We start from the raw sequence: 19,266 nt of genomic DNA on the forward strand, positions 1-19,266 counted from the left end.
CACACCGCACAGCCGTCCACCAACCGCACGCGGAATCAGGCTGACTGACGCACCATCAGTCGCGTCCGCAGGATGACGTGATGCCAGGCGACCTTCGGCCGGCTCATCTCCTCCAGCAACAGCCGCACCATCGCCCGGCCGATCTCCTCCATCGGCTGGCGGACCGTGGTCAGCGGCGGATCGGTCTGCTCGGCGAGCTCGAAGTCGTCGAAGCCGACCACCGCCACGTCCTCCGGCACCCGCCGCCCCACCGCGTGGAGCGCGGCCAGCGCCCCGGCCGCCATGCTGTCCGACGCGGCGAACACCGCGTCGACGTCCGGATGCCGCTCGATGAGGCGGGCCATCGCGCGCCGCCCACTGGCCTCGGTGAAGTCGCCCTGGGCCACCAGGGACGGCGGCTCGGCGCAGCCCGCCTCGCGCAGGGCCTCACGGTAGCCGCGCAGCCGGCACTGCGCGACGTACATCTCGGGCGGACCGGCGATCGCGGCGATGGTCCTGCGCCCGCCGCGCACCAGATGGCCGACGGCGTCCCGCGCGCCGCCGACGTTGTCGGCGTCCACATAGGTGACCCGCTCGTCGCCCGAGCGGCGGCCGAACAGCACCGTGGGCACCCCGGCGTCCGCGAGCATGTCCGGCAGCCGGTCCTCGGCGCTGACCGACATCAGCAGCACACCGTCGACCCGGCCGCCCCGCACGTACTCCAGGAGCCGCTGCCGTTCGGTGTCCGTGCGGACGAGGGTGAGGAGCAGTTGCACGCCCCGCTCGTCCAGGGCGTCCCCGACCGCGCGCACGATCTCCGAGAAGAACGGTTCCCCGAACAGCCGCCAGTCCGTCTTCGTCATCACCAGGGCGACGGCGCCCGCGCGCTGCCCGGCCAGGGAGCGCGCGGCCAGGTTGGGCACGTAACCCAGTTCGTCGATGGCGCGCTGCACAGCGCGCCGGGTGGACTCCCGGACGCCCGCGGCGTTGTTGATCACTCGGGAGACCGTCCCCCGGCCCACCCCGGCGAGCGCCGCCACCTCTTCCAGCGTCGGCGTGCCCGAACCCCTGTTCAGCATGGACCACCCCCAAGAGCCACCGATCCTACGGCCCGGAGGGTGGGCCTCCGAAGGAGTCGGATCAATTGACGGCGTGATCGCACCGGCCTTCTGGGAGCGCTCCCAACTTTATTTGTGCATGACAGCGTTGGATGACTATGCGCGGGCCCCGGCGGCGTGTACGGTCTCGGGCCGATGGGTTCTGGGAGCGCTCCCATCCAGTGGTTCCTCAGTTGTTCCCCTTCGAACGAGGAGAAATGCTGTGAAACGCTTCTTGGCTCTACTGGCGGCCGGTGCCACGGGCATGGGCCTGACGGTCCTGGCCGGCCCCCCGGCGGCGGCCGCCACCGGATGCACGGTGGAGTACACGGTCGCCAGTCAGTGGCAGGGCGGCTTCCAGGGCGGGGTGAAGGTCACCAACCTGGGTGACTCCGTCAGCGGATGGCACCTCACGTTCACCCTGCCGGACTCGGGCCAGAAGATGGTCCAGGGCTGGAACGCCACCTGGTCGCAGTCCGGTTCCACGGTCACCGCCGCCGGCGTCGACTGGAACCGCACCCTGGCCACCGGAGCCACGGCCGACCTGGGCTTCGTCGGGTCCTTCTCGGGCGCCAACCCGGCCCCCACGGGATTCGCACTCAACGGCGTCGCCTGTACGGGCACCGTCGGCGGCGGGGGCGACGACGACCCGCCGCCCGCCACGGGCGACGGCACTCCGGTCGAGACCAACGGTCAGCTCCGTGTGTGCGGTGTGAACCTGTGCAACCAGTACAACCGCCCGATCCAGCTGCGCGGCATGAGCACGCACGGCCTCCAGTGGTTCAGCCAGTGCTACAACAACGCGTCGCTGGACGCGCTGGCGAACGACTGGAAGGCGGACCTGCTGCGCACCGCCATGTACGTGCAGGAGGACGGTTACGAGACCGACCCGGCGGGCTTCACCGGCAAGGTCAACAGCCTGGTCGACATGGCCGAGGCCCGTGGCATGTACGCCCTGATCGATTTCCACACCCTCACGCCGGGCGATCCGAACTACAACCTGGAGCGCGCCAAGACCTTCTTCGCTTCGGTCGCCGCCCGTAACGCCTCGAAGAAGAACGTCATCTACGAGATCGCCAACGAGCCCAACGGTGTGAGCTGGGCGGGCATCAAGAACTACGCCGAGCAGGTCATCCCGGTCATCCGGGCCGCCGACCCGGACGCGGTCGTCGTCGTCGGCACGCGCGGCTGGTCGTCGCTCGGCGTCTCGGACGGCTCCAACGAGAGCGAGGTCGTGAACAGCCCCGTCAACGCGACCAACATCATGTACGCGTTCCACTTCTACGCCGCCAGCCACAAGGACAACTACCGGGCGGCGGTCAGCCGGGCCGCCTCGCAGCTCCCGCTCTTCGTCACGGAGTTCGGCACGGTCAGCGCCACCGGCGGCGGCGCGCTGGACCGTTCGAGCACCACCGCCTGGCTGGACCTGCTCGACCAGCTGAAGATCAGCTACGCCAACTGGACCTACTCGGACGCCGACGAGAGCAGCGCCGCCTTCAAGCCCGGCACCTGCGACGGCGGCGACTACAGCAGCAGCGGCGTACTGACCGAGTCGGGCGCCCTGCTCAAGTCCCGGATCAGCACCCCGGACAACTTCCCCACCACCTGACCCGCGCGGCGCGGGGGCTCCGACGCGACCGGGGCCCCCGCACCCGTGCGACCACCGGCCGATCGCCGGCACGGCGTCGAAGAGCGCTTCCCGCTGTGCCACCCGCCCCATGTCGACCCACGCCCCTCCGCCGCGGCGGCGCTCGGCAAAACCCGTGGGGCCGCTACGCAGCTGATCCCGGGCGGGCCATCCTCGGAGGTCGAGTACCGTCCGTCGAACCGCGGGCGGAGTCCTCGGCGCCCGGCTCGGTCTCGGCGATCGAGAGGCGCAGCCCCTCGGTCAGCCATGCGTGAGCCGCTGTCATGTTCAGGGAGAGCCCGCCGGTGACGGTGTCCAGCAGACCCCAGTAGCGGCGCAGACGCGGATCGAAACCCGAGGACCTGGACACCAGGGCGTGCAGGAAGCGGCGGAAGGCGGGGGTGTCGGACTCCCTCCGCGCCCGTGCGTGAGCGGACACGAAGGCGTTGACCGCCGCACCGGGGCCCGGCCGCAGCCCTTGCCGCACCGCAGCGGCCGTCAGCGCGGCTGCCTCGTCGATCTCGCCGTAGAAGGCGGGTGCGTCCCGCATCTCCTCCGCATGGTCCCCCGTCCAGCGCGTGAAGCCGGGCGTCGAGACCAGAACGTGGATCTCGGCGTACGCCAGCGCCGAGGCCGGGGAGGGGGCGTGCGAGGGCTCGGGCGACAGCATGGCGATCATGAGGTCGAGCCGCCGCTTCGGCATCTCCGAGGGCAGTTCGCGGTACCAGTGGTCGGTGAGGCTCCGCCGCGCCTTCGGCAGCCGCTGCACCCGGGCGAGGATCTCCAGGCGCCGCAGGCGCTCGCCGTCCGCGCAGCCGTCGAGGGCACCGAGCGTCGCCTCCCGCCACCGCAACTGCGTCAGCTGCTCCTGCACGGTGGCGAGCTCGGCCTGCACGAGATCACCGATGGCCTGCTCCCCGCTCGCGACCCGGGCGATGGCCGCGATCGGGGTGTCCAGCTCCCGCAACCGCCTGATCAGCCCGATCCGCTCCCAGGCCTCCGGTCCGTAGCGCCGATGGCCCCCGCTGCTGCGCTCCGTGACCGGCAGCAGACCGCTGTCCGAGTAGTAGCGCAGCGTCTTCACCGCGATGCCTGTCGCGGCGGCGAGTTCACCGATGCTCCATGTGCGGTGCGTCACAGACCCTTGAACCTCCAGCGCGCGGGAGCTTCTAGCGTACTGAGCACCGGGCGCCTTCGCCCCGGGCCCATCAAGAGGGGTGAGCACATGTCCTCGAACCCACCACCACGCCCGCGCGGGCGAGTTGATCTGCGCGCGCACAGCGGCCGGCTGCTGCGCGTGGCCGTCCTGCTCGCCGTCACGGCCGTGTCGGTCACGACCGCGGCCGCCGAACCGCCGCGTGCCGACGGGGCGCGTACGGGAGCCGTCGTACGGACCGACCACGGTCTCGTCCGGGGCGCCGCCCATGGCTCGTACATCACGTTCGACGGCATCCCCTACGCCGCGCCGCCCACGGGCCGGCTGCGCTGGCAGGAGCCCGCGCCGGCGCCGGCCTGGCGGAATGTACGGGACGCCACGGCCCCCGCCCCGCGCTGCGTACAGATGCCGATGCCCGGCACGGACGGGGTGAGCGGTTCCGAGGACTGCCTCTATCTCAACGTCACCGTGCCGTCGGTGCCTCCGCCGGCCGGCGAACGACGCCCGGTACTGGTGTGGTTGCACGGTGGGGCGTTCCTCGGCGGGTCCGGCGGTGACTACGGGGCCGAGCGGCTGGCCGTTCGCGGTGACACCGTCGTCGTCACGGTCAACTACCGCCTCGGCGTGTTCGGATACTTCGGCCATCCGGCCCTGGGGTCCGCTCCGCCGTTCGGCCTGGCCGACCAGCAGGCCGCGTTGCGCTGGGTGCGGGCGAACGCGACGCGGTTCGGCGGTGACCCGAACGCCGTCACTCTCTTCGGCGAGTCCGCGGGCGCCCTCAGCGTCTGCGCGCACCTCACTTCGCCCAGCGCGGCCGGGCTCTTCCAAAGGGCGGCGCTGCAGAGCGGCTCCTGCCACATGTCGTTCCCGCCGGGTGCCCTCGGCCCCGGAACACCGGCGTACGAGCCCTTCGCCACCGAACGCGACGTCCAGGCAGGCGGCGCCCTGGCCGCACGACAACTCGGCTGCACGGCGAACGACGACGCCCGGGTACTGGCGTGTCTGCGCGAACAGAGCACGGAACACCTCGCCACCGCACAACTGATGGCGTCCTTCAACCGGCCCGCCTTCGGCAACCCGCTACTACCCACCGCACCGGCCACGGCCCTCTCCTCCGGCAGCTTCCACCGAATGCCACTGCTCCAGGGCACCAACCACGACGAGATGCGGATGTTCGTCGGCCAGTCGCTCGCCGCGTACCCCATCCGCACCGAGGAGGACTACCGCGCCCGTCTCGACGCCACCTTCGGCCCGGCCGGCGCCGCCGTGGCCTCGTACTACCCGGCGGCGCGCTACCCCACCCCGGCACTGGCCTGGTCCGCCGCACTGACCGACCGCTCCCTGGCCTGCACCACACTCCGGGCAGCAGGTGAGATCACCGCGAAGTCGCCTCGAACCCCGCTCTACGGCTACGAGTTCAACGATCCGGACGCCCCGGTCCTGACCGGCCTCCCCGCGCACTCCGACCTTCCGTACGGCGCGGCACACGGCTTCGAACTGCCCTATCTCTTCTCCGCCGTGCCCACCGAGCAGCCCCTGACCGAGGCGCAGAGGGCCCTGTCCGACCGCATGATCGACTACTGGGCGTCCTTCGCCCACACCGGGAACCCCCGCACACGCGGCGCTCCGCACTGGCCGGCCCAGCGTGGCACTGGCCCCGTCCTGTCACTGGCCCCAGGCCCCGGGGCGATCCGCACCACCGACGCGTACGACGCCCACCACTGTGCCTTCTGGCGCGAGGCGCAGAAGTGACTCCCGATGACGACCGAACCATCTGCCCCAGGATCACGAGCCGTGCTGAAGCGGTCCCCGAATCGACGCCGGTGAGCTTCTTCCGGCCGGGATCCGGCTCACACTCCGCTGTCGGAGATCTCTGATGCATCGCTCTCAGGGCGGCTGAAGTCCTGGGTTCCGATGACGGACAGCAGCTCCCGTCGCGGCCTCGCCGCAAGACGGGCGCCCGAAGACCGGCGACGAACACCCGGGAGGGGCTTCCAGTTGGTCCCCGGCCGGTCCCCGAAAATGATCAAGGGCCGGTTTCGGATGTCTCCGAAACCGGCCCTGATCTGCGACTGTCTCCAGTCGGGACGACAGGATTTGAACCTGCGACCCCTTGACCCCCAGTCAAGTGCGCTACCAAGCTGCGCCACGTCCCGCTGTCAGTCACCCGGCTCTGCCGGGCGGCTGCGCAGGACAAACATTACCTCACTCCGAGGACCGGATCGACGCCCGTGCCTGCTGGGCGCGGGTCGCCAGGGTCTCGGCGCCGCAGGAGGTGGCCAGTTTCTGGGCGCGGGCGAGCTGGCGCGGGGAACGGGTGGCGACGCCGTGGTCGTAGAGCGCGAGGGCCAGCTCGTAACCGGAGGGCGAGGCCTCCAGATGGCGGACGGCCTCACCGAGGAGGTGGGCGGCCTCCTCCGGGCGGGCGAACAGGGCGACACAGCGCAGGGCCTCGCCGATGGCGGTGGCCGTGCCGAAGCGCTCGGCGTGGACGCGGGCGGAGTTGGCGAGCTGGGCGGCGCGGCCGGGGTCGTCCTCCGCGAGGGCGCGGGCCAGGTCGCCGGCCCAGGGGCCCCAGATGCCGTTGAAGCGGCCGCGCGGTTCGAGGGACTGGCCGGCCGCCTCCAGTTCCGTGACGGCTTCCTTCGTACGGCCTTCGGCCAGGAGCAGTCGGCCCCGGACGCAGGGGGCGTCGGGCAGCACCATGGCGCTGGGGTAGGGCAGGCCGAAGGAGTACAGATCGGCGATCTTGCGGGCCTCGGCGGTCTTGCCGCGGGCGAGCAGGGTGTCGATGAGGAGGCAGGCGGCGTCCCAGTGGACGGGCAGTCCGCTGCCCACGCGGTCGGCGAGGCGCAGTCCCTCGCGCAGGAAGCCCTCCGCCTCCGCCAGGCGGCCGCGACGGCGGTGGACCAGGCCGAGCAGGGTGTGGGCGAACGCCAGGTGGGCGCCGCTCCAGCCGGAGATCTCGAAGGCGCGCACGGCCTCGCCGAAGAGTTCCTCGGCGCGGTCGAGGCGGTCGGTGAAGGCATAGGTGATGCCGAGCAGGGTGGGGAGTTCGAAGCCCCACTCGGTGTCGGTCCAGCCGAGGCCCCGGGCCGGATGGCCGTTGACCAGGGCCCGTTCGCAGAGGTCGACGATCAGTTCGGAGTTCTCGCCGCGGAGCATCGCGTCGAAGGCGCGGAGCGTCAGCAGCGCCCGTTCGGCGTTGTCCCGGCCCTTGAGGTGGTCGGCGTTCGCGGCGAGCCGACGGGAGCGGCCGGGGCCGTCCTCCTCGGTCGCCTGCATGCCCTCCCAGAGGAAGTGGGCGGCCTGGAGCCGCATGAGCCCCGGGCCGGGCGGGGTGCGCTCGGCCTCGGCGGCCAGCGCGAGCGCCGCCTCCTTGAGCTGGTTGTTGTGGGAGAGCGCGGCCGCGAGCCGGAAGGTGGCGTCGACCCGCAGGTCGTCGGTGAGGCCCGGCATGTCGAGGGCGGACCTGAGGTGCTGAACGGTGGTGGCCGGGGAGCTGAGCAGGGTGGCGCAGCCCAGTTCGTACAGGAGCGTGGCGCGTACGTCGTGGCGCGGCGGTTCCTGGAGGGCGCGCTCCAGACAGCGGCGGGCGGCCTCGGGGGCGCCGACCGCCAGATGCTGGGTGGCGGCGGCCCGGAGCTGGGCGACCAGTTCCTGGTCGTCGTCCGGGTGGACCTCCAGGAGGTGCCGGGAGGCGGCGGCCGGGCCGAGGCCGGCACGGGTGATCGCCCAGGCGGCCCGGCCGTGCATGGCGGTCCGGGTGGCCGGCGGGATGGAGCGGTACACGGCCGAGGCGATCAGCGGGTGGACGAACTCCAGCGGGTCGAAGCCGCTCACGATGCGGGCCTCGCGCAGCCGCGCGGTGCAGTCCGCCGCCTCCGCCGAGGTCATGCCGGCCAGGGTCGCGGCCAGGTCCTGGGAGATGTCGGTGCCGAGGACGGCTGCGGCCCAGGCGAAACGGTTGGCGTTGGTCCCCAGCCGTTCGAGGCGGGCGACGAGGCCGCTGCCCCGGGCCGAGGCGCCGAGTTCGCGCAGCAGCCCCGCGGACTCCTCCAGGGGCACGAGTTCGCTGTCCTGGACCTTGGCGACGAGTTCGACGGCCTCGTACGGGTTGCCGCCGGTGACGGCCCACACCTCGCGGCAGAACGGGTCGTCCGCGTGCTCGCCGAGCGTGGCCCGTACAAGTTCGGCGGTGGCGTCCGGGGTGAGCGCCCGCAGGGCGACGCGGACCTGGGCTGGGTGGCCGCCCGCGACCGTGCCCTCGCCCTCGCGCGCGGACAGTTCCTCGGGGCGGTGCGCCTGGACGACCAGGACGCGCAGTTCGCCGAGGCGGGCCGTGAACGAGGCGAGCCAGGCGAGTGATTCACCGTCCGCCCAGTGCGCGTCGTCGATGACGAGGAGCAGCGGGCGATGGCTCATCCGCGAGGCGAGCCGGGCGACGACGTGGTCGAGTCCGTCGCGCACACCCTGCGGGTCGGGCTGGAGGTCGGAGGGTTCGGCCAGTCCGAGGGCGGGGGCCGCGATGTCGAACCACGAGCCGAACAGGGCTCTCACGTCGTCGGCGGGCAGCTGGTCCAGCGCCGGCTGGAGCAGTTGACGGACCACGTGGAACGGCACCGAGGTGACCGTCTCGCCGCCGCGTGCGGACCAGATCGTGCACCGGTCGGCGGCCATGGCCTGGATCTCGCCCAGCAGCGCGGTCTTGCCGATGCCTGCCTCACCGCTGAACACCAGCAGCCCGCCGGCCGCCTGCGCGCCGCAGAGCGCGTCAACGGCTTGTGCGGCGGCAGCGAGTTCCGGTTCGCGCTCGTACAGCGGCCGGGACGGCTTCATGCCTACTCCCCCAATGTCGGATCACTGACGGTCGAGCCTAAACGTGCGCGGGGGTCACCGACAGTGGTTCGGCCAGTTCGCCGCAGGTACGGGGCACAATCGACGGATGAACGCATCGCGCAGGGACCGGGACGCCGAAGGCCGGGCGCACAACGCGCGCCCCCGGGACGGGCTGGGCCGACCCCTGCCGTACGGCACGCCCGGTGTGGCGCGGCAGCCCGAGGGCGTCCTCCGTATTCCGGCCGAAACCGTACGGGAGGCACAGCGCCTGCTGGACGCGGGGATGCCGTTCCATGCGCACGAGGTCTTCGAGGACGCCTGGAAGTCGGGTCCGCCCGCGGAGCGGGAGTTGTGGCGGGGGCTGGCCCAGCTGGCGGTGGGGCTGACGCACTCCGCCCGGGGCAACGCGACCGGTGGGGCGCGGCTGCTGCGGCGCGGGGCGGGGGCGCTGGAGGCGTACGCGCACATCGGCGGCGTGCCGGAGGGCGTCGCGCCGGCCGCGTACGGAATGGACCTCGGCGGGCTGGCGGACTGGGCGCGGGAGCTGGCCGCGCGGGTGGAGGGGGATCCGTCGCGGGCCGTCGACCCGGCGGCCTCGGCACCGAGGCTGCGCGCGGGTACGGACGCGGCGGCGGGGTAGGGGCCGCCAACTCGCCTTCCTTTCCCTGTCCTTGACCGAGAGCGGTGAACCGGGCCGGGTGGAGCCATTACCATCCGGCGTCATGAGCACTTCTGACCAGGACCAGTCCGTGGACACCCCGATAGCCGCCCCCGAGGAGTCGGCGGAAGCCGAGGAGACCGGCGCGGCCGAAGCGGCGGAGGGGACGAAGGCCACCGGGCGCGCGGGCTCCGTCGCGGAGTCGGAGGACGAGGAGACCACGGGGACCTCTGGGACCTCTGGGACCACGGGAACCGGCGGCGAGGGGGGCGGGGCGGACGCGAGCGGGAGGCAGGCCGGAGCCGTCGGGGAGCGCAGACTGACACCCCGGCAGGCGAGACGGCTCCGTATCGTCCTGTCGTCGGTGGGCATGGCGGCGATGGCGGTCGTCCTCGCGCTGCGGATCGCGAGCCGGTCCTCGGTGCTGGTGGTCGGGGTGTACGGCCTGGCGCTGATCCTCTGCGGGATCGTCATCGAACTCAGCCGCAACGGCCGGACGCGGCTCGGCAGCTGGCTGCTCGGGCTCGGTCTGATCGCGGCGATCGGCTCGGACTGGCTGCTCATTCCCTGAGCGGCCGGGCCGTCGGTCCGGCGGTGATGCGGACCGGGCCGCCGCGCGGATCGGCGCGGTCCAGCCAGTGGGCGGGCAGCGGGAGCGAGCGGCCGGGCAGAACGGACCGCAGCAGCCTCCCCCGGTACAGCTCCCGTCCGTCCTGGTGGGCGGTGAGCAGCGGGGCCGTCAGCCGCCGGGAGGCGCGCAGGAGGAAGCGGCCGTCGAGCGGACGGGGTGCTTCCGGGTCGATCAGGTTCGGTGCGATCCATGCGAGCGGGGTCTCGACGGTGAGCGCGGGCCGGTTCTCCGGCCAGTCCCCGGTGGTCAGATACCGCAGTACGGGTGCGGCGACCGCCTGGCCCTCGGCGGCCGCGGTACCGGCCCGTTCGACCGCGTGGAGCAGATTGCCCACGGCGAAAACGCCCGGCCGCGCGGTGCGGTGGGCCGCGTCGTGGGCGGGGCCCCGTGTGCCGGGGTCCAGCGGGACGCCCCCGCTCCGGGCCAGTTCGTGTTCGGGGATCCAGTCGCCGGTGAACACGACGGTGTCGCAGGCCAGGGTCGTCGTACGGCCGTCGGCGTGGCGCAGGGCGACTCCGGTGAGCCGGGTGCGTCCGGTGAGGGCGGTGACGGTGGTGCGGGTGAGGAGCGGGGCGCCGAGCCACGGGGCGAGGGCGGCGGGCAGGGCGGGCGGGCGGTCCGTGACGCGGGCGACGAGGTGGACCCCGGCGGCGCGCAGGGTCCCGGCGGCGGCGACGCTGATCGGCTCGTCGCCGACGACGACGGCTCGGCGGCCGATGCGCTGGTGGTGGAGGTGGACGGCCTGCTGGAGTTCGCCCGTGGTGTAGACGCCCTCGGGGCGGGTGCCGGGGACGAGGCGGGCGCTGCGCGGGCGTTCGCGGGCTCCTGTGGCGAGGACGACGGCACCGGCGGTGATCCGTTCGAGCCCGCCGGGGCCCGTGATGTCGAGGGTGCGGGGTCCGGTCCAGCCGGTGGCGGTGACGCCGGTGCGCAGGGTCGCCCCGGCCCTTTCGGCGGCGGTGACGCACCGCCGGGCGTACTCGGGACCGCTGCTGCCGCCGCCGGCCCGGGTGGAGCCGAACCCCGGGTGGTGGCAGTGGCGCGGGACGCCGCCCGCGGCCTGTTCGCGTTCCAGGACCTCGACCCGGCGTACACCGGCCGCGGCGAGCGCGGCGGCGGCGCCGAGCCCGGCCGGTCCGGCTCCGACGACGAGGACGTCGACGGTCCGTTCACGGCGCTTCATGACGCGGTCTCCTTCGGCCTGTCGGGGTGGGTCATGTCCCCGTCCCCTCGAACCGCGCGCGGAGTCCGGCGCCGCAGGCGAAGCCCTGGCAGCGTCCGTTGCCGGCCCTGGTCCGGCGGGCGAGGCCCGCGGGGGTGCGGGGCGGCAGAGTGGCGGCGAACGCGTCGCGGATCTCGCCCTCGGTGACGCGTTCGCAGTGGCAGACGATCGTGCCGTACGCCGGATCCCGCGCGACGAGCGCGGCGTTCAGGTACGGGCGGCGGTCGTCGGTGCCGAGGTACGGCATGGTGAGGGGGGCGAGTGAGGCCGGCTCGCCGAGGTCGAGACCGATGCCGGCCAGCAGGCCGGTGACGTGGTCTGCGATGGCCATGGAGGCGGTGAGGCCGGTGGAGCGGATGCCGCCGACGGTGACGGCCCGCCGTTCCGGACGGTCCTGGATGCGGTAGTCCTCCCGGCCGGTCGCGGCGCGCAGGCCCGCGTAGACGGCGGTGACCTCCTCGTCGAGGAGGCGGGGCAGGATACGGCGGCCCTTCTCGCGGAGCAGCGCGATGCCCTCCCCGGTCGACTCGGTGGCGGTCTTGTCGTCCAGGTCCTCGGCGGTCGGTCCCAGCAGCACATTGCCGAAGACGGTCGGCGCGACGAGCACGCCTTTCCCGGCGGCGGTGGGGACGGGGAGGAGGATGTGGCGGACGAGGTCGCGGGCGAGTTTGTCGAACACGAGGAGCTGGCCCCGGCGCGGGGTGACGGTGAAGGCGTCGTACCCGAGCATGCGGTCGACGACGTCGGCGTGCAGTCCGGCGGCGTTGACGAGGAAGCGGGTGCGCAGCGGTCCCCGGGAGGTGGTCAGGGTGTGCACGTTCTTGCCGGTGGCGATGGCCGTGACCCGGCAGTCCAGATGCAGATGGACACCGGCGCGCACGGCCTGGGTGGCGAAGGCGAGCGGGGTGGTCCAGGGGCAGATGACGGATTCGTCGGGGATCTCCAGCGCGCCGAGGGCCCCCGGGCCGAGGGCGGGTTCGCGTGCGGCGACCTCGTCGGCGTCCAGGATCCGTGCCGCGTGGTAGCCGTTGGCCTCCGCCTTGGCCAGCAGGGCGGGCAGCGCGGCGTGCTGTTCGTCGTCCCAGGCGACGAGGAGGGCGCCGACCCGTTCGACGGGGATCCCCGTGGCGGCGGCGTACTCCGCGAGCTTGCGCTGCCCTTCGCGGACGAGACGGGCTTCCAGGGAGCCGGGGACGGCGTCGAAACCGGTGTGCAGGATCGCGGTGTTGGCCTTGGACGTGCCGGTGCCGATGTCGTCCGACGCCTCGACGAGGGCGATCCGCAGCGGGTGGTGGGCGAGCGCGCGGGCGAGGGCGGTGCCGACCACCCCCGCGCCGATCACGGTGACGTCGTAGGGGGCGCCGTCGGGCGGCTCCGGGAGCGGGTCGCCGACGGTGGTGACGGTGGGGATCACGGTGCGGACCCCGACCGTGCCGGCATGGGCGGGAAGGGGCTCCGGTCGTGCGGGGCCGTGTTCATGAACGTTCCAGGAGGGTGTCGACGGCCGCGCGGAAGCCGGCGAGCCGTTCGGCGGCCTCGTCGGGGCCGATGCGCGGTTCGTACACGGCGGCCGGGTGCCACTCGGGCACGGCCTCGGCGAGCGTGAGCGCGGGATCGATGCCGAGCCGGGCCACGGCGCCGGCCCCGAGCGCGGTGACATCGGGCAGCGCGGACACCTCGACCGGGCGTTGCAGCAGATCGGCCTGGGTCTGCATGAGGAGGGACGAGCGGGTGAGACCGCCGTCGACGCGGAGCGCGGACAGCGGGGCGCCGAGGTCGTCCGCGACCGCGTCGGCCAGGGCGACGACCTGGGCGGCGATGCCCTCGCACAGGGCGCGCACGAGATGGCCGGCGGTGGTGTCCAGGCCCAGTCCGGTGAGCGATCCGCGCAGATCGCCGCGCCACCAGGGAGCGGCGAGTCCGGCGAGGGCGGGAACGAACGTGACGCCGCCGGTGTCGGGGACGCCGCCGCCGACCGGATCGAGGTCGGCCGCTCCGGAGATGACCTTGAGGTCGGTGAGCCAGCGGACGGCGGAGGCCGCGGTGAGCACCTGGCCGTCCAGGCAGTAGCTGGTACGTCCTCCGAGCCGCCAGGCGACGCAGCTGACCAGGCCGGAGCTGCCCCGGCGCGGGGCGGGGCCGGTCTGGGCGAGGAGGAAGGCGCCGGTGCCGTAGGTGCATTTGGCGGTACCGGGCTCCAGCGCGCCCTGGGCCAGCAGGGCGGCCTGCTGGTCGACGAGGAGCCCGGTGAGCGGGATCTCGCCGCCGAAGGCGGTGGTGGTTCCGAAGGTGCCGGCGGCGTCCACGACGGTGGGCAGGCGTTCGCCGGCCAGCCCGAAGCGGTCCAGGGCGGTGGGCGACCAGCCGGCCTCGTCGAGATCGAGGAGCTGGGTGCGTCCGGCGGTGGCGGCGTCGGTCACGAAGGCACCGGTCAGCCGGTGGACGAGCCAGGAGTCGCTGGTGGTGACCACACCGTCCCGGGTCAGCTCGCGGCGGATCCAGGCCATCTTCGGGGCGGCGAAGTACGGGTCCAGCGGGAGGCCGGTGAGCTGCCTCAGCTCGTCCTCGTGCTCGGCGAGCTCCCGGCACAGGTCCTCGGAGCGGCGGTCCTGCCAGACGATCGCGTCGGTGAGGGGGCGGCCGGTGGCCGGGTCCCAGGCGAGCACGGTCTCGCCCTGGTTGGCGAGGCCGGCCGCGACGACGGGTTCGCCCGCGTCGACCAAGGCCCGCGACCCGGCGTCGAGGACCGAGCCGAGCAGTTCGGCGGGGTCTGCCTCGACGGCGCCGCCGGGGCCGTACCTGGGCCGTACCGGCGCGGATCCGGAACCGATCACGCCGCGCTCCGGACAGATCACCAACGCCTTCGTCCCGGAGGTTCCCTGGTCCACGGCGAGTACCGGGCCTGACATCGGATCTCCTGCGGTACGCAAGCACGGGGCCTGAACGGAATCGTGATCTTCGGTCGCGGGAACCCAGAGTGGTGCAGCCCGGCAGCTACGTCAAGCGGCTCCGGACGATGTGCCCGGAAGCCGACCTCGAATCCCCATCGCCCTTTCCGCACACACGATTTGGAGCAGATCCAGGATTCGTTCGGGAGTTCGGCACGAAGGGCTCTACACTCACCGCCGAGCAACAACCGGACGCTTTACAGCAGTTCATATTTCAACTGCTGCTTGACCCCCCACGTCCCCGAGGATCGATGACACCGACACCGCACACCGAGTACGTGAATGGCCAACAGTGAATTCCGGCCGGTGTACCACCCGGCCGGCCACGACAGCCCACTGCGCTCGGCGTTACAGGACTTACGCACAGGCCGCTGGATCTCCATGCGCGACCTGTTGGAGAGCACGCCCGACTGGACTCTGTGGACCCAGCGCACCCAGGTGCTCGGGGCCGTCGCCGCGGGATCGGACGCGGTCCAGGCCTGGCTGACCGAGGAACCGCGCAGCGTCGCGGGGACCGTGATGCGGGCACGGGTCTGCGTGGAGCGCGCGGTCCGGGCCCGCCGCTCCGGCCACCCCAGCGGCCAGCAGTTGTGGCAGGAGGCCTGGGAGGCCTGCCGCTCGGCCGCGCACGCCTCGCCCTCGGACCCCGTTCCGTGGGTGTGCCTGCTGGCCCTCTCCCAACTGGACGAACGCCAGCGGCTGGAGGAGCACCGGCTCCATCCGCCGGGCCCGATGCTCTTCCCCGGACCGTGGGGGCTCCTCGCGGAGGCCGACAAACGCGACCCGTACAACCGCGAGGCCTACCACCGGATGCTCCAGTTCGTGTACGCCCGCAAGGCCGGCGGCTCGCTCTCCGAGGCCGTCAACTTCGTGCAGTGGGCGTCCTCGTCGGCACCCGACGGATCGGCCCTCCACGTCCTGCCGCTGTACGTACGGGTCGAGCGCTACCGGCGGGAGAACGGCCACGAGAAGGCGCTCGACCTCCACTGGGTCACCGAGGACGCCGAACGCGAGGCGCGACGCGCCCTGGAACGGTGGTTCCGCCTCACCCCTCCGGCCACGCACACCCTGCTCGACCTCAACCATCTGGCGCACGCCCTGTGGGGGGCACTGCGCTTCGCCGACGCCGCTCCCGTGTTCCACGAGCTGGGGCCGTACTTCACGTCGCTCCCCTGGGCGTACCGCACCCGCTCACCCAAGGAACCGGGCGGCGCCGAGGAGGTCTTCCTGCGGGCCCGCAGCCGGGCGCTGACGGCGGCGCGGGACCCCGGGAGGGGGCCGCACGGCTGAGCCGTCCGGGACGGTGGACGGATGCATCGGGCCCGCACCTCGTTCCTTCCGTTTGACCGTTTTTCTTTGGTTTTCGTTTTCGCTTTCGTATGAATCTCCCTTTTCGCTCACCGCTCACGGAGGTCCCCATGTCCGTCACCACCTCGACCCAGAAGGGCTCCGAGGCCATACCGCCCCAGGACGAGGAGCAGCGCCTGCGCGAGCTCGGCTATCAGCCGGTGCTGGCCCGTCGCATGGGCGGCTTCGGAAATTTCGCGATCAGCTTCTCCGTCATCTCGATCCTGTCGGGCTGCATGACGCTGTACGGCTTCGGTATGTCCACCGGCGGGCCCGCCGTGATGATGTGGGGCTGGGCGGGCGTCGGCCTCTTCGTGCTCTGTGTCGGCATGGCACTGGCGGAGGTCACCAGCGCGTACCCGACGTCCGGGGCGCTGTACTACATGGCCGACCGGCTCGGCGGGCGTAAATGGGGCTGGTACACCGGTTGGCTGAATCTGCTCGGTCTCCTGGGTGCGATCGCCGGAATCGACTACGGGGCCGCGTTATTCACGGGCGCCCTGATGAACCTGCAGTGGGGCTTCACGCCCACACCGGGCAAGACGATGATCATCTTTGTCTGCATTCTGCTGCTGCACGCCGTTCTGAACCTTTTCGGTGTCCGTCTGGTGAGCGTGCTCAACTCGATCAGCGTCTGGTGGCACCTGGCCGGTGTCGCGGTGATCGTTTCGGTGCTGGCGATCGTTCCTTCGCACCACCAGTCGCCGTCGTTCGTCTTCACCGAGTTCGTCAATGACACCGGCTGGCACAATCCGCTGTACGTGGCGGCGATCGGTCTGCTGCTGGCGCAGTACACGTTCTGCGGCTACGACGCCTCCGCCCACCTGTCCGAGGAGACGTCGAACGCCTCGGTCTCCGCGGCCCGGGGCATCGTCCGGGCGATCTGGGTGTCCTGGGTGGCCGGCTTCGTCCTGCTCGCGGGGCTGACCTTCGCGATCCAGGACTACGCGGGCACGCAGAGCACCTCGACGAACGTGCCGCCCGCCCAGATCCTGATCGACGCGCTGGGCACCTCGGGGGCCACGGCGATGCTGCTGATCGTGATCGCCGCGCAGCTCTTCTGCGGCAACGCCGAGGTGGCCGCCGCCAGCCGCATGGTGTTCGCCTTCAGCCGCGACAACGCGTTGCCCGGTTCGCAGCTGTGGCGCAAGGTGAGCGCCCGGACGCAGACCCCGGTGCCCGCCGTCTGGCTGTCGGTGATCGTCGCCGGGGTGCTCGCCCTGCCGTCGCTGTACTCGGCGACCGCGTACGGCGCGGTGACCGCGATCAACGTCATCGGGATCACGCCCGCGTACGCCATCCCGATCTTCCTGAAGCTGCGCGCCGGGGGCCGCTTCGAACGGGGGCCGTGGCACCTGGGCCGGTGGTCGAAGCCGATCGGCTGGATCGCCGTGGTCTGGGTCGCGATCGTCACCGTGCTGTTCCTGCTGCCGCAGTCCTCGCCGGTGACGATCGATTCGATGAACTACGCCTCGATCGCGCTGGTCGCCGTACTGGTCCTGGCCACCGTCTGGTGGTTCGTGGCACGGCGCTCGTACGGGACCCCGCAGGCGTACGGCAACGCCCGCGAGCAGGCGGAGATCGAGGAGGACATCGTCTGACCGCCCGCTCTCCCCGTGACGGGGCCCCGTCCGGCATCGGCCGGGCGGGGCCCCGTCACGGATTCAGCAGCAACTGGAGGCCGCCGAGGACGGTGGCGCCCAGGACGAGACGTTCGAAGAGCCGCTGGTTGATCCGGTCCACACAGCGCCGGCCGATCCAGGCACCCGGCAGAACGAACAGCAGCATGCAGGCGTCGAGCAGCAGCGACCGCGCGTCGATCAGGCCGAGACCCACGCTGAACGGCACCTTGGACGTGTTCACGATGAGGAAGAACCACGCGGACGTCCCGAGGAAGCCGAGCTTCCGAAAGCCCGCCGACAGCAGATAGAGCGACATCACGGGGCCGCCCGCGTTGGCGACCATCGTGGTGAAACCGCCGAGCACCCCGTATCCGCGGGCCTTGAGCCGCCCGGCGGCGGTCGGTGGTCCGACCGCCCCGGGTTCTTCGGCCGCCGTCGCGGTGCGCCGCCGCCACATGGTGACCCCTGCCATGAAGAGCAGGATCGCGCCGATGGAGGTACGGACGGCCGCGTCGTCGGCCCACAGCATGAACACCGTTCCCGCCACGACGCCCACGGCTACGGCCGGGAAGACCCGTAGCAGCGTCGGCCAGTGCGCGTGGCGCCGGTAACTGAGCACCGCGAGCACGTCGCCCGCGATCAGGATCGGGAGCAGCACTCCGGTGGACTCCCGGGCGGGCAGTACCGCCGCGAAGACCGCGAGGCTGATCGTGTTGGCACCGCTGACGGCCGTCTTGGAGAAGCCGACGAGTGCGGATGCCGCGGCCAGTGCCGCCAGTTGCCAGAGGGTGAGCGTGTCCATGCCGAGGGGAGAGCGTAGTACGTATGTGCAGGGGTTAGCTCGGGCCCTCTCCTTTCGCTTTGATCGCTATGCTGCGATCAAACGCTCAAACGAAAGCTGTCAAACGAAACCAGGCAGCGGTACGGCGAGGGGGCCTGCACATGGGGGAACAGTTGGACCTGAGGCGTCGGCGCATTCTGGCGATGGTCGAGTCGCGGGGCGCCGTCAAAGTGACCACGCTCGCGGCCGAACTGGCCGTCTCGACCGTCACGGTGCGGCGGGACGTGGACGAGATGGACCGTGCCGGGCTGCTGCGCCGCGGGCACGGTGTCGCCCGGTCCCTCGACGACCGGACCGCACAGGCCGCGCAGGACGCCCAGGCCGCGGTCCCCGCCCCGCGCGCGGGCGACCGGGCCGAGGAGGGCGGCGCGGTCGCCCTGGTCGTCCCGGAGCGCCACTCGTATCTGCAGGAGACGCTGCACGGGGCGCGGAGCGTGCTGGAGGAGGCCGGGATCCGGATCGCCCTGCACATCGCACCGCAGGGGCCGGGCGCGGAACGGCGGCTCGTGGAACGGGCGCTGGCCGACGGAGCGCGGGGCCTGCTGATCGCCCCGAGGTGGCCGAGCGCGCACGCCGAGGAGCGGGACCACGCCTGGCTCGCGAGGCTCGGCGTACCGACGGTGCTGATGGAGCGGCGGCCCCGTCCGGGCAGTGCCCTGCACGCACTGGATTCGGTCTGCTCCGACCACTGGTACGGAGTCCACCTCGCCGTGGAACACCTGGTGGCAGCGGGTCATCGAAGGATCGTGCTGGCCGCCCGCGACGACAGTCCGACGGCCCGGACGGTGCGGGCGGCGTTCGCCGAAATCGCCGCGGGGCGGCCGGAGGTGACGGACTGGTCGGTGGTGCTCAGCTCGCCGGACGCCGCGGAGCACGGCCCCGCCGGGCCGCCGCGCACACCGGTCGGCGCACCGCTCGACCTCGGTGCGGCACTGCGCACCCGCAGGGCCACGGCCGCCGTGCTGCACGGGGACATCGACGCCCTGATGCTGGTGCAGCGACTCGTGGAGAACGGACTGGAGGTGCCCCGGGACTGCTCGGTGGTGGCGTACGACGACGTGGTCGCGGCGCTGGGCAGCACTCCGCTGACGGCGGTTTCGCCCCCGAAGGCGGAGATCGGCCGGACGGCCGCCGAACTGCTGCTGCGCCGGCTGTCCGGACCGCCGGGCACCACGGGGCCGGTCTGCCGCACGGAGCTGCTGCCGACGCTCAAGGTGCGCGGATCGGTGAACGAAAGGCCCCCACCTTTCGAAATGATCGTTTGATCGTTTCCACTTTCCTTTGATCGATTGCTTGACC

The 19,266-nt window shown here is 72.3% G+C and carries 14 protein-coding genes and 1 tRNA gene; 7 read left to right on the forward strand and 8 right to left on the reverse strand.

From position 1 onward, the window contains the following. Nucleotides 1–35: 35 nt before the first annotated feature. Complete coding sequence (locus ACFVDM_RS30630) at nucleotides 36–1,058, reverse strand: LacI family DNA-binding transcriptional regulator (RefSeq protein ID WP_383647954.1); 1,023 nt, start codon at nucleotides 1,056–1,058, stop codon at nucleotides 36–38. A 241-nt stretch (nucleotides 1,059–1,299) separates the two neighbouring features. Here ACFVDM_RS30630 and ACFVDM_RS30635 point away from each other — a divergent pair, with 241 nt between their 5' ends. Further along, entirely contained in the window at nucleotides 1,300–2,685 is a 1,386-nt protein-coding gene (locus tag ACFVDM_RS30635) for a cellulase family glycosylhydrolase (RefSeq protein ID WP_383647956.1), read from the forward strand. Between the two features lie 163 nt (nucleotides 2,686–2,848). Here ACFVDM_RS30635 and ACFVDM_RS30640 read toward each other — a convergent pair whose 3' ends face one another. Further along, on the reverse strand, nucleotides 2,849–3,841 hold the full coding sequence (locus tag ACFVDM_RS30640; protein WP_383647958.1) for a MerR family transcriptional regulator: 993 nt from the start codon (nucleotides 3,839–3,841) through the stop codon (nucleotides 2,849–2,851). A gap of 87 nt (nucleotides 3,842–3,928) precedes the next feature. Between ACFVDM_RS30640 and ACFVDM_RS30645 the strand changes: the two genes are divergently transcribed. Further along, nucleotides 3,929–5,611: a carboxylesterase/lipase family protein gene (locus ACFVDM_RS30645; protein ID WP_383647960.1), complete on the forward strand. Its 1,683-nt coding sequence runs from the start codon at nucleotides 3,929–3,931 to the stop codon at nucleotides 5,609–5,611. A gap of 330 nt (nucleotides 5,612–5,941) precedes the next feature. Here the strand turns inward: ACFVDM_RS30645 and ACFVDM_RS30650 are convergent. Continuing rightward, a tRNA-Pro gene (locus tag ACFVDM_RS30650) sits at nucleotides 5,942–6,015 on the reverse strand. Nucleotides 6,016–6,064: 49 nt separating this feature from the next. Further along, nucleotides 6,065–8,698 (reverse strand): ATP-binding protein, encoded by a 2,634-nt coding sequence (locus tag ACFVDM_RS30655; protein WP_383647962.1) that lies wholly within the window; start codon nucleotides 8,696–8,698, stop codon nucleotides 6,065–6,067. Nucleotides 8,699–8,804: 106 nt separating this feature from the next. On the opposite strand from ACFVDM_RS30655, the gene ACFVDM_RS30660 reads away from it, so the two are divergent. Together ACFVDM_RS30660 and ACFVDM_RS30665 are read left to right on the forward strand one after the other, a co-directional pair. After that, on the forward strand, nucleotides 8,805–9,338 hold the full coding sequence (locus ACFVDM_RS30660; protein WP_383647964.1) for a DUF309 domain-containing protein: 534 nt from the start codon (nucleotides 8,805–8,807) through the stop codon (nucleotides 9,336–9,338). 82 nt (nucleotides 9,339–9,420) lie between these two features. Then, nucleotides 9,421–9,927, forward strand: coding sequence for a hypothetical protein (locus ACFVDM_RS30665; protein WP_383647966.1), 507 nt, complete (start codon nucleotides 9,421–9,423; stop codon nucleotides 9,925–9,927). Here the strand turns inward: ACFVDM_RS30665 and ACFVDM_RS30670 are convergent. From ACFVDM_RS30670 to ACFVDM_RS30680, 3 genes are all read right to left on the reverse strand, one after another. Further along, nucleotides 9,917–11,170 (reverse strand): FAD-dependent oxidoreductase, encoded by a 1,254-nt coding sequence (locus tag ACFVDM_RS30670; RefSeq protein ID WP_383647968.1) that lies wholly within the window; start codon nucleotides 11,168–11,170, stop codon nucleotides 9,917–9,919. The genes ACFVDM_RS30665 and ACFVDM_RS30670 overlap by 11 nt on opposite strands. A 31-nt stretch (nucleotides 11,171–11,201) precedes the next feature. Continuing rightward, the gene (locus ACFVDM_RS30675; RefSeq protein WP_383647970.1) at nucleotides 11,202–12,623 is read right to left on the reverse strand and encodes an NAD(P)/FAD-dependent oxidoreductase; all 1,422 of its coding nucleotides are present in this window, start codon (nucleotides 12,621–12,623) and stop codon (nucleotides 11,202–11,204) included. Nucleotides 12,624–12,684: 61 nt separating this feature from the next. Further along, on the reverse strand, nucleotides 12,685–14,118 hold the full coding sequence (locus ACFVDM_RS30680) for an FGGY family carbohydrate kinase (RefSeq protein ID WP_383647972.1): 1,434 nt from the start codon (nucleotides 14,116–14,118) through the stop codon (nucleotides 12,685–12,687). A gap of 321 nt (nucleotides 14,119–14,439) precedes the next feature. Between ACFVDM_RS30680 and ACFVDM_RS30685 the strand changes: the two genes are divergently transcribed. Continuing rightward, nucleotides 14,440–15,447: a hypothetical protein gene (locus ACFVDM_RS30685; RefSeq protein ID WP_383647974.1), complete on the forward strand. Its 1,008-nt coding sequence runs from the start codon at nucleotides 14,440–14,442 to the stop codon at nucleotides 15,445–15,447. Nucleotides 15,448–15,575: 128 nt separating this feature from the next. Then, a complete protein-coding gene (locus tag ACFVDM_RS30690) occupies nucleotides 15,576–17,105 on the forward strand; it encodes an amino acid permease (RefSeq protein WP_383647976.1) in 1,530 nt (509 codons plus the stop codon). Between the two features lie 55 nt (nucleotides 17,106–17,160). On the opposite strand, the gene ACFVDM_RS30695 is transcribed toward ACFVDM_RS30690, so the two are convergent. Further along, complete coding sequence (locus ACFVDM_RS30695; protein ID WP_383647978.1) at nucleotides 17,161–17,928, reverse strand: sulfite exporter TauE/SafE family protein; 768 nt, start codon at nucleotides 17,926–17,928, stop codon at nucleotides 17,161–17,163. A 140-nt stretch (nucleotides 17,929–18,068) separates the two neighbouring features. On the opposite strand from ACFVDM_RS30695, the gene ACFVDM_RS30700 reads away from it, so the two are divergent. Further along, the gene (locus ACFVDM_RS30700; protein WP_383647980.1) at nucleotides 18,069–19,232 is read left to right on the forward strand and encodes a substrate-binding domain-containing protein; all 1,164 of its coding nucleotides are present in this window, start codon (nucleotides 18,069–18,071) and stop codon (nucleotides 19,230–19,232) included. The last annotated feature ends 34 nt before the right edge of the window (nucleotides 19,233–19,266 follow it).

This window comes from Streptomyces sp. NPDC057682 (assembly GCF_042799575.1).
Lineage (GTDB): Bacteria > Actinomycetota > Actinomycetes > Streptomycetales > Streptomycetaceae > Streptomyces.

What these genes read in the sequence shown, in the direction of transcription:
- ACFVDM_RS30630 (WP_383647954.1), bottom strand. Translation starts at nt 1,058, where the DNA reads ATGCTGAACAGGGGTTCGGGCACGCCGACGCTGGAAGAGGTGGCGGCG.
- ACFVDM_RS30645 (WP_383647960.1), top strand. Translation starts at nt 3,929, where the DNA reads ATGTCCTCGAACCCACCACCACGCCCGCGCGGGCGAGTTGATCTGCGC.
- ACFVDM_RS30655 (WP_383647962.1), bottom strand. Translation starts at nt 8,698, where the DNA reads ATGAAGCCGTCCCGGCCGCTGTACGAGCGCGAACCGGAACTCGCTGCC.
- ACFVDM_RS30660 (WP_383647964.1), top strand. Translation starts at nt 8,805, where the DNA reads ATGAACGCATCGCGCAGGGACCGGGACGCCGAAGGCCGGGCGCACAAC.
- ACFVDM_RS30665 (WP_383647966.1), top strand. Translation starts at nt 9,421, where the DNA reads ATGAGCACTTCTGACCAGGACCAGTCCGTGGACACCCCGATAGCCGCC.
- ACFVDM_RS30670 (WP_383647968.1), bottom strand. Translation starts at nt 11,170, where the DNA reads ATGAAGCGCCGTGAACGGACCGTCGACGTCCTCGTCGTCGGAGCCGGA.
- ACFVDM_RS30680 (WP_383647972.1), bottom strand. Translation starts at nt 14,118, where the DNA reads ATGTCAGGCCCGGTACTCGCCGTGGACCAGGGAACCTCCGGGACGAAG.
- ACFVDM_RS30685 (WP_383647974.1), top strand. Translation starts at nt 14,440, where the DNA reads ATGGCCAACAGTGAATTCCGGCCGGTGTACCACCCGGCCGGCCACGAC.
- ACFVDM_RS30690 (WP_383647976.1), top strand. Translation starts at nt 15,576, where the DNA reads ATGTCCGTCACCACCTCGACCCAGAAGGGCTCCGAGGCCATACCGCCC.
- ACFVDM_RS30695 (WP_383647978.1), bottom strand. Translation starts at nt 17,928, where the DNA reads ATGGACACGCTCACCCTCTGGCAACTGGCGGCACTGGCCGCGGCATCC.
- ACFVDM_RS30700 (WP_383647980.1), top strand. Translation starts at nt 18,069, where the DNA reads ATGGGGGAACAGTTGGACCTGAGGCGTCGGCGCATTCTGGCGATGGTC.